Origin of the sequence: Candidatus Megaera venefica (genome assembly GCF_034554655.1) — a bacterium.
Classification (GTDB): domain Bacteria; phylum Pseudomonadota; class Alphaproteobacteria; order Rickettsiales; family Rickettsiaceae; genus Megaera_A; species Megaera_A venefica.
In genome coordinates, this window is sequence record NZ_JARJFB010000033.1 from 1 (window position 1) to 13,384 (window position 13,384).

A 13,384-nucleotide genomic window follows, 5' to 3' on the forward strand; every position below is an offset into this window, starting at 1 on the left:
CTTCAGACACATCAAGATCTTGCTGCAAATATTCATAACCACAAAAATATTGCCAATAAATATTTTCCTTTAGCTCTTCCTCCGTAAACGAATCAGAACCGTTGTACATAGCTTGAAGCATTGATAGTGCTAGCATTACTCTATGATCTTTCTTATTTCTACCAAATTGCTTGATTTCAATGTTAGGCAATGCTCTGGCTTCAAGTTCAGACCAATTTACTAAATCCCTTAGTTTATATAACTTGTTTTTAGGATTTAGTTTTGTAGATAATTTCTCTTCAAATAACCTTTCTTGTTTTTGGAGAAAAGTAATATTTTCTATAGGCATAATTTTAAAATCCGTAAGCTTTATGCGGTAATTATACCATTTTCTTATGGATTTTGTAAGCTGTTTATGACATGAAACCCCTTGTTAATTCAGGCGGGGAGAGTTTTGACGGAGGGACTAGTTAACATGCCAAGTTAGAACCTAATAGTTATATCCAAATAATCTATGTCAAAAATTTATTAAAAAACGCCATTGTTTATCTATTGCTTTTTTTATACCTATTCGTGCAGTACTTGTATAAGTTGCAGAATTTATTATACCTTCAGTAAGATAAAAGTTATTATCAGTCACCAGATTAATGCCATTATGCTCTCTTGTTATTCCTAAATATTTACATATTTTCCCTGGTCCATTCAAATGAATATCGGGCAATTTTAAACCACGTATAAGCACAGCACTAGGAGAATTTTTTTCTTCAGTAACAATATTCAAACAATGATACATACCATAAATAAAATAAATATAGCTATATCCAGGAGGACCAAACATTATTGAAGATCTAGGTGTCCAGCTAAAAGCATGGGAAGCTTCATCGTCAGCACCACGATACGCCTCTGTTTCGGTTATAATACCTTTTACTTTTCCAAAAACCAGAGTTTTCCCCAAAAGGTTTTTTGCAACGTCGACTACATGCCTATTATAAAAGCTATTATCTAATCTTAACATAATAATTAGTTTTACAAGTTTTAAGAAAAGCCAAAATTATATCCAATATCTCCCTAAGACATAAACCAATTACAGCATATTTTTTAACAAAATTAGCGGTATCTTATATCAGATGATTTTTATGAAAATGGAATTATTTATTCAGATCTTCTTGAACATTTTTTGACATACGATAATAGATCGTATTATATTCTTCGTCTTTACCAGCATGCTTTCTTTTTCTTACTGAAAGACTACCAAAACCTCTTATCTCTACTCTATTACCAGTTGTAAGTTCACCCTTAATGTGATCCAAAATACAATCAACTGCAAAGCTAGCATCCACCTCGCTAAGATAGCTAAGCTTTCTTGCAATATTTTGTTCTAAGTCCTTTTTTGTTGCCATTATTAATAGTTTACTAGTTTATTTTTTGTCTCTTAATATTCTTCCCTGCTCTCTTTTCCAGTCATCTTCTTTAATTGATTGCCTCTTATCGTATTGCTTTTTACCTCTTGCTAAACCAAGTTCAACCTTAACTTTGTTTTTATGGTTAAAATAAAGAGACAACGCTATTAGAGTGTAACCCTTTAATTTGATTTTACCTATTATTTTTTGCATTTCTTTCTTACGAAGCAATAATTTTCTTGGCCTCAGAGGGGCGTGATTGAAACGATTTGCTTTTTCGTATTCTGCAATATGACAATTATATAAATATAGTTCACCAGAGCCTTCCGCTGCATGAGAATCAGCCAGAGATACCTTTCCTTCTCTGATGGATTTTAGCTCACTTCCAGTAAGCATAATACCAGCTTCTATGTTTTCTTCTATTGAGTAATCAAACGAGGCTCTCCTATTTTTGGCTACTACTTTCTTATATGAATTGTCAGACATCTTTCTCTAAACCGATGACATCTAACATAAGCTCATTAATTTTTTTTCTTGTGTCTTCTCTGGCTTTTGTAAGTGGTAGCCTAATTTTATCACCACACAACTTCAGGTCATGAGCTGCACACTTTATACCGATAGGATTGCTTTCAGAGAAAATAGCGGTCATCAATGGCATTAATTGTTGTTGTAGTTCTCTTGCCTTAATAAGGTCACCAGAATTCCACAAGCTTTCAATTTTTTTGCAAAGCTTTGGAAAAATATTTGCTATAACTGATACACACCCTACTCCTCCATGAGCACTGTAAGCTAAAAATCTATTATCATCACCAGCTAGAAAAACAAAAGTTGAACTTAATCGCGGCAAAAGTCTCAATGGCTTTTCAATATCACTGCTACAGTCTTTCAACGCTACTATTTTATCAAGAGCAGCTAATTTTAAGATAGTACTGTCTGACATATCACAGCCAGTTCTACCAGGATGTAAATATATCATTATAGGCAATGTGCTTGCATTATTTATTGCTTTGAAGTGTTGATATAATCCTTCTTGTTCTGGTCTAATATAATGCGGAGCAGTACACATTAAGCCCTCTATATTCATATTCGAGAGGATAGATACCTTTTCACATACAGATGCGGTACTAACTCCAACTACACCAGCGATTATAGGTATTCTTCCTTTTGAACAATCTATTACTGTTTTAATTAGCTCATAATATTCTTCATCAGAAAGGCTACTCCCCTCGCCAGTAGATCCAGCTATCACCAAGCCATTAATTCCGGAAGCTACTTGTCTTTCTACAAGAAATTCAAGCGCCCTAAAATCAATATTGTCATTTGTATCTAGTGGAGTAATAAGCGCTGTTAAAAGTCCCTTGAATATCATAATGTTTTGCCTACTACTTTAGCATACTCTTGTTGTAGCATTTCTACTAATTTGTTATTAGAAAATTCAACCTTTCCATTATCATATGATATTGAGGAAACTCCTCTTACTTCAGCTGAAGTACCAGTTAAAAAACAAGAATCATATTGTGCAATATTTTCCAACAACAACCTCTCTTCTATAACTTTTATACCCATGTTTCTAGCAATTTCTATAACAGTTTGGCGCGTTATTCCATCAAGGAAACGATCAGCTATCGGCGTAACAATCAAACCTTCTTTACCAAAAAAGATGTTAGTTGTAGAACTCTCAGCAATATCATCATATTGATCCAATATTAAAGCATCGTCGTAACCCAAATCTTGCGCGAGTTTCTGAGATACTGTCATCATCGCGTAATGGGCGGATGATTTACATTGAGGTGGCATTGATTCCACTCCTACCTTACGCCATGGCGTAACATATAACCTCATGCCACTTTTAAAGGCTGGGTTCGATTCCATAGCTAATACAAGTATATTACATTTTAAAATTGGATTATAGGCGCCTAGTGTTTCTGCACCTCGCCAAATAAGCGGCCGCACGTAGGCATCTTTTAGATTATTCAAGCGAAGCACTTCCTGAGTGGCTTGATTAATCTCATTGGCCGAAAAATTTACTTTTAAATGCATCGATTCTGCTGAACGGAGTAATCTATTTGTATGCTCCATCAATTTAAAAATCTTACCATTGTAAGCACGCTCTCCTTCATATACTGCCCCGGCATAATGTAAACTGTGTGTAAGAACATGAACATAGGCTTCTTCCCAAGGCACAATTTCACCGTTTATCCAAATATAATCGGACATTTTATTTGATAATTTAAAATTCATAAATTCCTTCAAAATATTATAGTCAATTTCCTTAAATAAGATTATATTAATCCTAGTATAGCAAAACCCATGTATTCTACTAGTGCTTTAATTTCAAAAGTTTCGGCTCACTTAGCTTATGCATACACGCGAGCACAGAGCACTAGTTTTTCATTGATGCAGAATATGTTGGAGAAAGCTACAACTGATCTAAACCCTGTTAGCAATTAGTACAAATGGATAAAAAACCACACATTCTAATAGTAGACGATGATAACAGAATACTAAAACTTTTGAAGAAATTTCTTACTCAAAATGATTTTTTAGTTTCCACAAGTGCGTCTGCAACCGAAGCATCAAAACTGCTATCAAGTTTTATATACGACTTAATTATCCTAGATGTCATGATGCCAGAAATTACAGGAATCGATTTTGCCCAAAGAATAAGATCCAGCGGTATATTGATGCCCGTGGTAATGTTGACCGCTCTTTCTGAGCCAGAAGATAAAATTAGAGGGCTGGAATCTGGAGCTAGTGACTATGTTACAAAACCTTTTGAACCAAGAGAATTGCTACTTAGAATTAATAACTTAATTAATTCTCATAAAAGATTTAAAAAGGAACAAGAAGTTATTAGATTTGGCAATAATACTTATAATCTAATAACTAAAGTATTAATACAAAATGGTACTGATATTAAGCTTAGCTCCGCTGAAGAAAAGCTCCTTGATACCTTAATCGAATCTGAAAACAAAGTAATTTCGAGAGAAGAATTATCTAGCAAACTCGGTGGGTTAAACCTAAGATCTGTAGACGTTCAGATCGTTAGACTCAGAAATAAGATTGAGCCAGATCCAAAAAATCCCAAATTCCTTAAAACCATAAGAAATAAAGGGTATGTTCTCTATACTTAATTCTATACATAAAAATTTATTCCCTAAAAGTTTGCTGACCCGGTTCATGCTAATTATCATTGTGCCAGTATTAATCAGTCAACTCCTTGCAGTATATTTGTTTTATAAAAGGCACTGGTACAACGTTTCTCAAAATACAAGCTACCTAATAGCAACTGAAATCTCAGAACTTATTCGCAATCTTAATAGCAAAAAAATACCCAAACAGGGGAATTATTTGAACCTTGAATATTCTTCTGTTTCTTCAAAACTACCAGACCATCCTCAAGGAAAGTACGTAGAAGAGCTAGAGATTTTTAAAAAATTACTACAAGAAGAATTGGGACAAGAAGGAGTAATAGTTCTTGATCAAGGACGAAATGTCCATTTATATCTCCAGATTGGAACACAGACCTTGTTGATTAAGCTGCCTTATAAAGCTATTTTAAATCCCACAACCAGTATTTTTGTACTATGGATTATTTTTCTTACTATCCTACTACTTTCAATTTCACTAATTTTTTCAAAAAACCAAATAAAATCAATTATTGAACTTACCGATACGGCAGAAAGTTACGGTAGAGGAGAAAAAACTGATAAATATAAACCATCTGGTGCCAAAGAGATTAGGCAAGCGGGTTTAGCTTTTTTAAAAATGAGAGATCGCATTGAACGCCAAACTGCAAAACGCACTCAGATGTTAGCTATGATATCTCATGACCTCAAAACCCCTCTAACACGTATGAAACTACAAGTAGAACTCATGAATGAGTCCGAAGAGAAAGAAGAACTGCAGTACGATATAGACAGCATGCAGCATATGATTGATTCATATTTAGATTTCGCACGTGGTGAAGGTGGAGAAGATTTTAAACCGATAAATCTTAATAACTGGATTTCGTCATATATCAAAACAAAATGGTCCGAAAACAATATCAGTCTAAATATCAGCCCTGATCAGGTTATTACCCTAATCAAACCCCACTCTTTTCAACGCGCAATTGCTAATCTTGTTGGTAACGCTTTCAAACATTCATCGAAAGTCAAAATTTCTCTGTCTTCAAGCGAAGATGAAGCACTAATCATCATTGAAGATAACGGCAAGGGCATCAAGAAAGATGAACGAAAATCAGTGTTTAAACCATTTTATCGAGCTGACAAATCAAGATCCTTAGATAATTCAGCTGGTGTAGGACTAGGCCTAGCTATTACAAAAGAGATAATAAGTGGTCATTATGGCACAATCACACTTGGCGAAAGCAAGAGCCTCAAGGGTCTACTTGTACAAATTCAATTACCAATAAAAAAGTAACCTTATGAAACAAAACTTGAATCACTTAGCAATAATCATGGATGGTAATGCCAGGTGGGCAAAATTACATGAAAAATCTAAAGCTGACGGGCACAAGAAAGGAGCAGAAGTTGCCAAATCTCTAATGCCCCACCTATCAAGACTGGGAATAAAGTACCTTACTCTCTATACATTTTCATCTGAAAATTGGCAAAGACCAGCCGAAGAGGTTTCAATTCTAATTAATCTTTTAAGCCACTACGTCTTGCACGAAACAAAAATCCTTACCAAATATGGAATTAAACTAAAAGTGATTGGTCATTTAGAAAAATTAGCTCCATCGCTTCAACAAAAAATTAAAGCTGCTGTTGAAAGTACTAAAAACAACTCAGAAGCTACTGTTTGTATAGCTTTTAGTTATGGTAGTAGAGCGGAAATAGTAGATGCTTTTACCAAAGCTATTGACTCCGGGATAACAAAAATTACAGAAGACAATTTTAGAAATTTCTTGTATGATCCAGAGATGCCAGATGTTGACCTTTTAATCAGAACTGGCAATGACTATAGAATTAGTAACTTTTTGTTGTGGCAACTAGCCTACGCTGAATTATATTTTTTGGATAAATTTTGGCCAGAATTTGATGTAAGTGATTTAGAAAAATCCATAGAAAATTACTCGACACGTCAAAGAAATTTTGGTGGTAGATAGGAATCGTACATTATAGTAAATTAACTTGAAGTAGGGATAGTTAATTTTAGAGCGAGGCTGCACAGCCTAGGTTGGGTCAGGTGAACACAGCTGAGACTCGCTAAATTGGCTGTCCCTACTTACAAGTTAAGAAACTATAGCTTATGAATAAAAGAAATTTATTGATTCGTTGCCTTTCCGGATTGGCGCTAGGATGCTTTTTTATTGTGGCAATTTTTTTTCTAAGACCGTTATTTTATATTGCACTTTACAGCATTGCGACCTTAATGCTTCTTGAATGGTATAATATCACCAAGACCTCAATATATCATAATCTCATAGGACTACTAGCTATACCTATTCCTATAGCTTCTTTATTACTCATTTCATACATTGATCAAACTGGTTGGTTATTAATGACATTTTTTTGTATCGTTTGGAGTGTTGACGTGATGGCGATGTTTGGTGGAAAACTTATAGGAGGCCCTAAACTAGCTCCGAAAACTAGTCCCAATAAAACCATCAGTGGTCTGGTAATTGGGGTTTTAAGCGCAATAATTAGTGTTAATATCCTAACGCTAATTTCAGGTTACACTCTCCCATACATGATAGACAAATCAAATATTTCGTTAAGTTTTTTTGCCCTAGTTATTGGTGTTATTGCTCAAATCAGCGACTTAAGCGTATCCTTAATAAAAAGAAAATTTAAAATCAAAGATACTGGAACAATTATACCTGGCCACGGGGGAGCACTTGATAGATTCGATAGCATTATTCTAACCGCCCCTCTAATTGCTTTATATTTGATTAATAGAGTTTGAGTAAATCTATATGATAGATAAACCATCAAACAGTTTTAATTTTACTAAGAAAAGAGCTTTTAACGCCTTAATGCTTTTAATGCTATTGTATTTTATCTTCCATTCCGTTTATGGTAGCAGAGGTATATTAGCTTATTTTAAGTTACAAGCTGAACTCAGCAGTTCACACAAAAAACTTGAACTTTTAAGGGCAGAAAGATTAGAAATTGAAAACAGAACAAAATTATTACGTCATGAGTCTATAGATAAGGATATGCTTGACGAAAAAATTAGAAACGTGCTTGGATTTTCCGCACCTGGAGAAAAAATATTTAAAACCCCGCTTAAAAGCAATTAATCTGGAGAAAATGCTATGAGAGTTGTTGTTTATAAAAATGATTTACCTAATGATTTTCATTTGGCCGGAGATTTGGCGATTGATTCAGAAACTATGGGGCTGAACTTTCATAGAGATAGGTTATGTGTATTACAAATTAGTAATGGTGATGGTGATTCTTACTTAATTCAATTTGAACAAAATAACTACGCCGCTCCTAATTTAAAGAAATTACTTCTAGATGAAAACAGAGGTAAAATATTTCATTATGCCAGATTCGACTTAGCAGTAATCAAAAAATACTTGGAAATAGATTTGGCAAATATTTTCTGTACAAAAATCGCTTCAAAACTAACACGAACATATACTGATTACCACGGCTTAAAAGATCTGTGTCGCGAATTGCTCGGCGTAACTATTTCTAAACAACAACAATCATCTTATTGGGGGGCGCAAGAACTAAGCGAAGATCAAAAAGAATACGCCGCAAAAGATGTTGTTTATCTTCATTCTCTTAGAGCAATACTTACCGAACGTCTAATTGAATTAAATAGAAACAAAATTGCTCATAAATTGTTTGAATTTTTACCAACTAGAGTTGAACTAGACTTAAATGGATGGAATGATATAGATATTTTTTCATATGGTAGCTAGTATGGATTATACCACTTTAGCCAAAAATAGCATACTAGAACAATCAAAGTCTTTACAGATTTTGGCTCAAGATATCCCGAGAGATTTCGCTGCCCTAGTTGAACACATACTAAATTTTAAAGGACGTATCGTGCTTATGGGAATGGGTAAGAGTGGATATATTGCTAGGAAAATTGCCGCCAGTTTATCTTCCACAGGTACCCCAGCATTTTATATCCATCCTGGAGAAGCAAGTCACGGAGACCTAGGCATGATCACTGAAATAGATATGGTAATAATGTTATCTAACTCAGGAGAAACTAAAGAATTATTTGATACAATAAATTATTGCAAACGATTTAACATAAAGATTGCAGCAATGACCATGAACGCCGATTCTACTCTTGGTAAAAGTAGTGACTTTCTCTTGAATTTACCTATCCAAACTGAAACTTCATCTATTTCAGCTCCCACCACTTCTTCGTTAATGACATTATCACTGGGAGACGCTTTAGTTACTACCCTTCATCAGTCGAAGGGTTTTACAAAAGAAGACTTTAAAATATTCCATCCCGGCGGGAAAATAGGAACAAATTTATTAAAAGTAGCAGATATAATGAAAGGAGAAGGTAATTTACCGATAGTACTAGAAAGCGCTAAATTTACTGACGTAATAATCACTATGAACGAAAAATGCCTTGGATGCGCAATTGTTCTAGATAATAATGATAAAATAATAGGAATAATTACTGACGGCGACCTTCGCAGACATATTAATGAAAACTTAGTTAGCAAGGTCGCAAAGGACGTAATGACAAGTAATCCCAAAACAATATCTGATAGTACACTAGCAACCCAGGCACTATTTATCATGAATCAAAAAGCCATTACTGCGCTTCCTGTAACTCATGGAAATAGATTGGTAGGAATTGTGCATATTCATGATATACTAAGACATGGAATTGCTTGATACTCTAATAAAATTCTGGTCATCCTGAACGCAGATATCAGGATCTCATGCAACAAAATGTGGTCAGGCCGCAAGGCATACAAAGCCCAACGAGTTCGACATGATGATCTGTAAAAAAAGAAGATGCTGAATATCAGGTGCGGCATGACGGAATGTAGTCCTTATGGTTATTTGGAACTGATACACCATCCACTACACCCAAGTTTACTAGTTCAAATTACAAAATGCGATTACATGGATCAATTAAAACGACATCAAAATAAAATCAAATTTATTAAATACGTATTTCTTAGCTCTGGAATATTTTTGCTCCTAGTAATTCTTTTTACCATTATGTATTCTCCAAATACATCAAACTCTCAACAAGAGATTAATGACAAAAAACCGTATCTTACAAAAGATTACTCATTAAGTATACAGAGTCCGGTTTTTGAGGGCTTTAGTAACAATTTGACACCCTACAAAATACTTGCTAATACAATGATGAGAGATAAAAACAACAACTACATTCTTCAAACTGTATCAGGTAAGTACCTTACAAGCGACGGTGATATTACTATAAAATCAAAAAATGCCGCCCTTGATGAAATAACAAAGCAAGTTGTCCTTACCGACGATGTACTAATAATTTTCAATGGCGCACAATTGAAATCAAGCCAATTAAATTTCAATATCAATACACAAAATATTAATAGCGACACTCCGGTAATAGTAGACTTCTCCAATTCATATATTAAAGCTGACAAACTTGAATCAGAAGGTTATTCTGATTCAATTAAATTCAAAGGTAACGTAGAGTCAGTGTTTGACATAGATGATTTTTAGAAATGACAAAATTCCTAATTTTTCTATTGCTAATTTTTGTAAGTCTTACTTTAAAAGCAAATGATAAAATCCAAATCACTTCAGATAATCTTACGCTTAATAAAAAAGACTTATCTGCTACTTTTGAAGGTAATGTAAGAGTTTTTTTTGAAGATCAAGCAGTGTCTACAAACAAGCTAATTATTTACTATTCTGACCTAGGGCCAAAACGTGAAATAGTAAAAATTATCTTTCCAACAAAAATCAAAGCTATTAAAAATTATAAAAATGGTGTTATTGATGTTGTTGTTGCTGATAGCGGTGAATTCGATAATTTAACAAAAAAACTTACTTTAATTGGAAATGTTCAGATGCAAAAAGATGATAATGTACTAGTAACTGATAAAATGGTATATTCTGCTAAACTGAAATCTATAGAATCAAAATCCAATGCAAAATAAGCTTGTAGTAAAAAATCTATCAAAATCTTATGATAGAAAACCAGTCTTACGGGATATTAATTGCTCCCTTTATCAGGGGGAAGTAGTTGGGCTTTTTGGTCCAAATGGCGCCGGAAAAACTACGTTATTCAGCATTATAATAGGTTTGGTTAAAGCGGACTTAGGAGAGTTATCTTTAAACAACCAAGATATTACTAACTTACCCATGTATTCAAGGTCAAGACTTGGTTTAGGCTATCTACCTCAAGAATCCTCGATTTTCAGAGGGTTATCAGTAAAAGATAACATAATAGCTATACTTGAAATAACTTTAAACAATAAACAAGAAATAGAATCGAAGTGTGAAGAATTAATGGATGAATTCTCAATTAGTCACTTAAAAAATAAATCATCTAGTACTTTATCTGGTGGCGAAAGGCGCAGACTCGAAATAGCAAGAACACTTGCAGCTAATCCAAAATTCATTCTTTTAGATGAGCCTTTAGCTGGTATTGATCCTATTGCAGTCAAGGATATAAAATTACTTGTTTCGCATTTAAAAAATCGTAATATTGGTATCCTTATTACGGATCACAATGTTCGTGATACTCTAGACATTGTTGATCGAGCTTATATTATTTATGATGGAAAAGTATTGATGGAGGGTAAACCGTCTGAAATAGTTGGTAGTTCAGAAGTACGTGAAGTATATCTTGGTCAAACTTTCTTAGAACGGGAATACAACTAACCGGAGCTTGAGCTCCTGATACCAGGCAACGTAAGGAGAGTCCAGAATCAAGTTCAAAATGACAGACTTTCATTCTATATTTTGCCAAAATATTCACTTCTAATATCAAACTCAGATTAACTAAATGCCAAGTTAAAAAACTATATGAGCAAAAAATCAAATAAAAACATAGCATTCTCGATCATCGCTCTATTTTTAAGCATGCTTCTCTTGAGCTTTGCTTCGGTGCCAATTTACAACCTTTTTTGCAAAGCAACTGGCTTTGGTGGAACCACTACACGAGACAAAGCTTTTTCAAAAATTAATAAAGGCCATCGCAAAATTAACATTGAATTTGACGCCAATGTTGACAAGGACTTACCATGGAAATTTATTCCCAAACAAAGAAGGACTGACGTTATTACCGGCGAAACTGCACTAATATTTTACGAGTCCGAAAATGTCAGTGATAAAGATATTATCGGCACCTCAGTATACAACGTAACTCCAATGAAAGCAGGTAAGTATTTTGTAAAAATACATTGTTTTTGCTTTGAAGAACAACTACTTAAAAGTGGCCAAAAAGTGCTTATGCCCGTTTCTTTCTTTATCGATTCAGACCTTGATAAAGACCCAGAAATGGATGATGTAGATACCATCACCCTATCCTATAGTTTTTACAAAGTAAGAGATGCAGAGTAAGGAATATAACGATTAAAATTAGTTACACTCTAATACACCGAATCAAATTTCAGGCAAAAGGCCACAGAAAATGTAATGTTACACCAAACCTGAGTTAATTGCCTAAAAGTGAATAAATAATAGACAATAACGCTAATTATTGCTTATAATTATGTAAAATAATGTAAGAACACTAAAGATAATGGCATCAAATCAAGAACATCCTTTTCACCTAGTTGCGCTCAGTCATTGGCCAATAGCAACCGCATTTTCATTACTAGCACTTACACTAGGTATGGTAATGTTTATGCACGACTACGCGATTGGCAAATTTGTTTTAGGATTTGGAACTATTTCAGTAGCTTATTGCTCCTGGAATTGGTGGTCTGATGTGATTAAAGAAGGTAGATCAGGTAAGCATCATACAGAGCCAGTTAGAACTGGTTTACGGATAGGTATGTCCTTATTTATTTTATCAGAGATAATGTTTTTCTTCGCATTTTTCTTTTCTTTCTTTTCCGCAAGCTTATTCCCAGCTGGTATATTAGAAGGTTCATGGGTAGTAGCTGAGGGAACATGGCCTCCAGAAGGAATTAAAACTTTTGATCCTTGGGATATTCCTTTTATAAATACTTTAATATTATTATTGTCTGGAACCACCGTTACTTGGGCTCATCATGCAGTACTTCATAACGATCAAAAAAACTCTGTTACTGCTCTTGGGATAACAGTTTTGCTGGGAATTAGTTTTACAATTCTTCAGGCTTATGAATACCACCATGCAGCCTTTAAGCTAACCGATGGTGTTTATGCAGCAAATTTTTATCTAGCAACAGGCTTTCATGGCTTGCATGTTATGCTAGGAACGGTCTTCCTTGCTGTGTGTTACTTTAGAGCTAAAAAAGGACACTTCGTAAGAGGACAAGGCCATCTTGGTTTTGAATTTGCCGCTTGGTATTGGCACTTTGTTGACGTTGTCTGGCTCTTCCTATTTACGTTTGTTTATGTTCTAGGAAGGTGAAATTTACCTGCCTCGCCCTCTTGGCTAAAAGGAGAGCGAAGCAATAGTTATATAGTCCCTCCGTCAAAACTCTCCCCGCCTGAATTAACAAGGGGTTTCATGTCATAAACAGCTTACAAAATCCATAAGAAAATGGTATAATTACCGCATAAAGCTTACGGATTTTAAAATTATGCCTATAGAAAATATTACTTTTCTCCAAAAACAAGAAAGGTTATTTGAAGAGAAATTATCTACAAAACTAAATCCTAAAAACAAGTTATATAAACTAAGGGATTTAGTAAATTGGTCTGAACTTGAAGCCAGAGCATTGCCTAACATTGAAATCAAGCAATTTGGTAGAAATAAGAAAGATCATAGAGTAATGCTAGCACTATCAATGCTTCAAGCTATGTACAACGGTTCTGATTCGTTTACGGAGGAAGAGCTAAAGGAAAATATTTATTGGCAATATTTTTGTGGTTATGAATATTTGCAGCAAGATCTTGATGTGTCTGAAG

At 34.3% G+C, this 13,384-nt stretch carries 19 protein-coding genes; 13 read left to right on the forward strand and 6 right to left on the reverse strand.

The annotated features are described in order from the left end of the window. From Megvenef_RS03095 to Megvenef_RS03120, 6 genes are all read right to left on the reverse strand, one after another. Positions 1-328, reverse strand: a 328-nt coding sequence (locus tag Megvenef_RS03095) for a transposase (RefSeq protein ID WP_322776028.1), incomplete at its 3' end; no start/stop codon positions are given. 168 nt (positions 329-496) lie between these two features. After that, positions 497-994 carry a DNA-3-methyladenine glycosylase gene (locus tag Megvenef_RS03100; RefSeq protein ID WP_410519752.1) on the reverse strand — a complete coding sequence of 166 codons (498 nt, stop codon included), beginning with the start codon at positions 992-994 and terminating at the stop codon, positions 497-499. A gap of 133 nt (positions 995-1,127) precedes the next feature. Beyond that, the gene (locus tag Megvenef_RS03105; protein ID WP_322776538.1) at positions 1,128-1,379 is read right to left on the reverse strand and encodes an HU family DNA-binding protein; all 252 of its coding nucleotides are present in this window, start codon (positions 1,377-1,379) and stop codon (positions 1,128-1,130) included. 18 nt (positions 1,380-1,397) lie between these two features. After that, a complete protein-coding gene (gene smpB / locus Megvenef_RS03110) occupies positions 1,398-1,865 on the reverse strand; it encodes an SsrA-binding protein SmpB (protein ID WP_322776539.1) in 468 nt (155 codons plus the stop codon). Then, positions 1,858-2,748, reverse strand: coding sequence for a 4-hydroxy-tetrahydrodipicolinate synthase (dapA, locus tag Megvenef_RS03115; RefSeq protein WP_322776540.1), 891 nt, complete (start codon positions 2,746-2,748; stop codon positions 1,858-1,860). Before dapA ends, smpB begins: the two co-directional genes overlap by 8 nt. After that, a complete protein-coding gene (locus Megvenef_RS03120) occupies positions 2,745-3,620 on the reverse strand; it encodes an aminotransferase class IV (RefSeq protein ID WP_322776541.1) in 876 nt (291 codons plus the stop codon). Before Megvenef_RS03120 ends, dapA begins: the two co-directional genes overlap by 4 nt. Positions 3,621-3,835: 215 nt before the next feature. Here Megvenef_RS03120 and Megvenef_RS03125 point away from each other — a divergent pair, with 215 nt between their 5' ends. The 13 genes from Megvenef_RS03125 to Megvenef_RS03185 all read left to right on the forward strand — a co-directional run. Next, entirely contained in the window at positions 3,836-4,513 is a 678-nt protein-coding gene (locus tag Megvenef_RS03125) for a response regulator transcription factor (RefSeq protein WP_322776542.1), read from the forward strand. 46 nt (positions 4,514-4,559) lie between these two features. After that, positions 4,560-5,804 carry an ATP-binding protein gene (locus tag Megvenef_RS03130; RefSeq protein ID WP_322776543.1) on the forward strand — a complete coding sequence of 415 codons (1,245 nt, stop codon included), beginning with the start codon at positions 4,560-4,562 and terminating at the stop codon, positions 5,802-5,804. Between the two features lie 4 nt (positions 5,805-5,808). Beyond that, positions 5,809-6,492, forward strand: coding sequence for a polyprenyl diphosphate synthase (uppS, locus tag Megvenef_RS03135; protein WP_322776544.1), 684 nt, complete (start codon positions 5,809-5,811; stop codon positions 6,490-6,492). Between the two features lie 143 nt (positions 6,493-6,635). After that, positions 6,636-7,292 carry a phosphatidate cytidylyltransferase gene (locus Megvenef_RS03140; protein WP_322776545.1) on the forward strand — a complete coding sequence of 219 codons (657 nt, stop codon included), beginning with the start codon at positions 6,636-6,638 and terminating at the stop codon, positions 7,290-7,292. Between the two features lie 10 nt (positions 7,293-7,302). Further along, positions 7,303-7,629 carry an FtsB family cell division protein gene (locus tag Megvenef_RS03145; protein WP_322776546.1) on the forward strand — a complete coding sequence of 109 codons (327 nt, stop codon included), beginning with the start codon at positions 7,303-7,305 and terminating at the stop codon, positions 7,627-7,629. 15 nt (positions 7,630-7,644) lie between these two features. Then, entirely contained in the window at positions 7,645-8,262 is a 618-nt protein-coding gene (locus Megvenef_RS03150) for a ribonuclease D (RefSeq protein WP_322776547.1), read from the forward strand. Beyond that, positions 8,252-9,211 carry a KpsF/GutQ family sugar-phosphate isomerase gene (locus Megvenef_RS03155; protein ID WP_322776548.1) on the forward strand — a complete coding sequence of 320 codons (960 nt, stop codon included), beginning with the start codon at positions 8,252-8,254 and terminating at the stop codon, positions 9,209-9,211. The genes Megvenef_RS03150 and Megvenef_RS03155 overlap by 11 nt, the downstream gene beginning before the upstream one ends. 234 nt (positions 9,212-9,445) lie before the next feature. Next, on the forward strand, positions 9,446-10,036 hold the full coding sequence (gene lptC, locus Megvenef_RS03160; protein WP_322776553.1) for an LPS export ABC transporter periplasmic protein LptC: 591 nt from the start codon (positions 9,446-9,448) through the stop codon (positions 10,034-10,036). Positions 10,037-10,038: 2 nt separating this feature from the next. After that, entirely contained in the window at positions 10,039-10,476 is a 438-nt protein-coding gene (locus tag Megvenef_RS03165) for an LptA/OstA family protein (RefSeq protein ID WP_322776549.1), read from the forward strand. Next, on the forward strand, positions 10,466-11,203 hold the full coding sequence (gene lptB, locus Megvenef_RS03170) for an LPS export ABC transporter ATP-binding protein (RefSeq protein ID WP_322776550.1): 738 nt from the start codon (positions 10,466-10,468) through the stop codon (positions 11,201-11,203). The genes Megvenef_RS03165 and lptB overlap by 11 nt, the downstream gene beginning before the upstream one ends. Positions 11,204-11,347: 144 nt before the next feature. Continuing rightward, entirely contained in the window at positions 11,348-11,884 is a 537-nt protein-coding gene (locus Megvenef_RS03175; protein WP_322776551.1) for a cytochrome c oxidase assembly protein, read from the forward strand. 181 nt (positions 11,885-12,065) lie between these two features. Further along, complete coding sequence (locus Megvenef_RS03180) at positions 12,066-12,884, forward strand: cytochrome c oxidase subunit 3 (RefSeq protein WP_322776552.1); 819 nt, start codon at positions 12,066-12,068, stop codon at positions 12,882-12,884. A 172-nt stretch (positions 12,885-13,056) separates the two neighbouring features. After that, positions 13,057-13,384 (forward strand): transposase (locus Megvenef_RS03185; RefSeq protein WP_322776028.1); only part of this gene is annotated, 328 nt, incomplete at its 3' end.

What these genes read in the sequence shown, in the direction of transcription:
- Megvenef_RS03100 (WP_410519752.1), bottom strand. Translation starts at nt 994, where the DNA reads ATGTTAAGATTAGATAATAGCTTTTATAATAGGCATGTAGTCGACGTT.
- Megvenef_RS03105 (WP_322776538.1), bottom strand. Translation starts at nt 1,379, where the DNA reads ATGGCAACAAAAAAGGACTTAGAACAAAATATTGCAAGAAAGCTTAGC.
- smpB (WP_322776539.1), bottom strand. Translation starts at nt 1,865, where the DNA reads ATGTCTGACAATTCATATAAGAAAGTAGTAGCCAAAAATAGGAGAGCC.
- dapA (WP_322776540.1), bottom strand. Translation starts at nt 2,748, where the DNA reads ATGATATTCAAGGGACTTTTAACAGCGCTTATTACTCCACTAGATACA.
- Megvenef_RS03120 (WP_322776541.1), bottom strand. Translation starts at nt 3,620, where the DNA reads ATGAATTTTAAATTATCAAATAAAATGTCCGATTATATTTGGATAAAC.
- Megvenef_RS03125 (WP_322776542.1), top strand. Translation starts at nt 3,836, where the DNA reads ATGGATAAAAAACCACACATTCTAATAGTAGACGATGATAACAGAATA.
- Megvenef_RS03130 (WP_322776543.1), top strand. Translation starts at nt 4,560, where the DNA reads ATGCTAATTATCATTGTGCCAGTATTAATCAGTCAACTCCTTGCAGTA.
- uppS (WP_322776544.1), top strand. Translation starts at nt 5,809, where the DNA reads ATGAAACAAAACTTGAATCACTTAGCAATAATCATGGATGGTAATGCC.
- Megvenef_RS03140 (WP_322776545.1), top strand. Translation starts at nt 6,636, where the DNA reads ATGAATAAAAGAAATTTATTGATTCGTTGCCTTTCCGGATTGGCGCTA.
- Megvenef_RS03145 (WP_322776546.1), top strand. Translation starts at nt 7,303, where the DNA reads ATGATAGATAAACCATCAAACAGTTTTAATTTTACTAAGAAAAGAGCT.
- Megvenef_RS03150 (WP_322776547.1), top strand. Translation starts at nt 7,645, where the DNA reads ATGAGAGTTGTTGTTTATAAAAATGATTTACCTAATGATTTTCATTTG.
- Megvenef_RS03155 (WP_322776548.1), top strand. Translation starts at nt 8,252, where the DNA reads ATGGTAGCTAGTATGGATTATACCACTTTAGCCAAAAATAGCATACTA.
- lptC (WP_322776553.1), top strand. Translation starts at nt 9,446, where the DNA reads ATGGATCAATTAAAACGACATCAAAATAAAATCAAATTTATTAAATAC.
- Megvenef_RS03165 (WP_322776549.1), top strand. Translation starts at nt 10,039, where the DNA reads ATGACAAAATTCCTAATTTTTCTATTGCTAATTTTTGTAAGTCTTACT.
- lptB (WP_322776550.1), top strand. Translation starts at nt 10,466, where the DNA reads ATGCAAAATAAGCTTGTAGTAAAAAATCTATCAAAATCTTATGATAGA.
- Megvenef_RS03175 (WP_322776551.1), top strand. Translation starts at nt 11,348, where the DNA reads ATGAGCAAAAAATCAAATAAAAACATAGCATTCTCGATCATCGCTCTA.
- Megvenef_RS03180 (WP_322776552.1), top strand. Translation starts at nt 12,066, where the DNA reads ATGGCATCAAATCAAGAACATCCTTTTCACCTAGTTGCGCTCAGTCAT.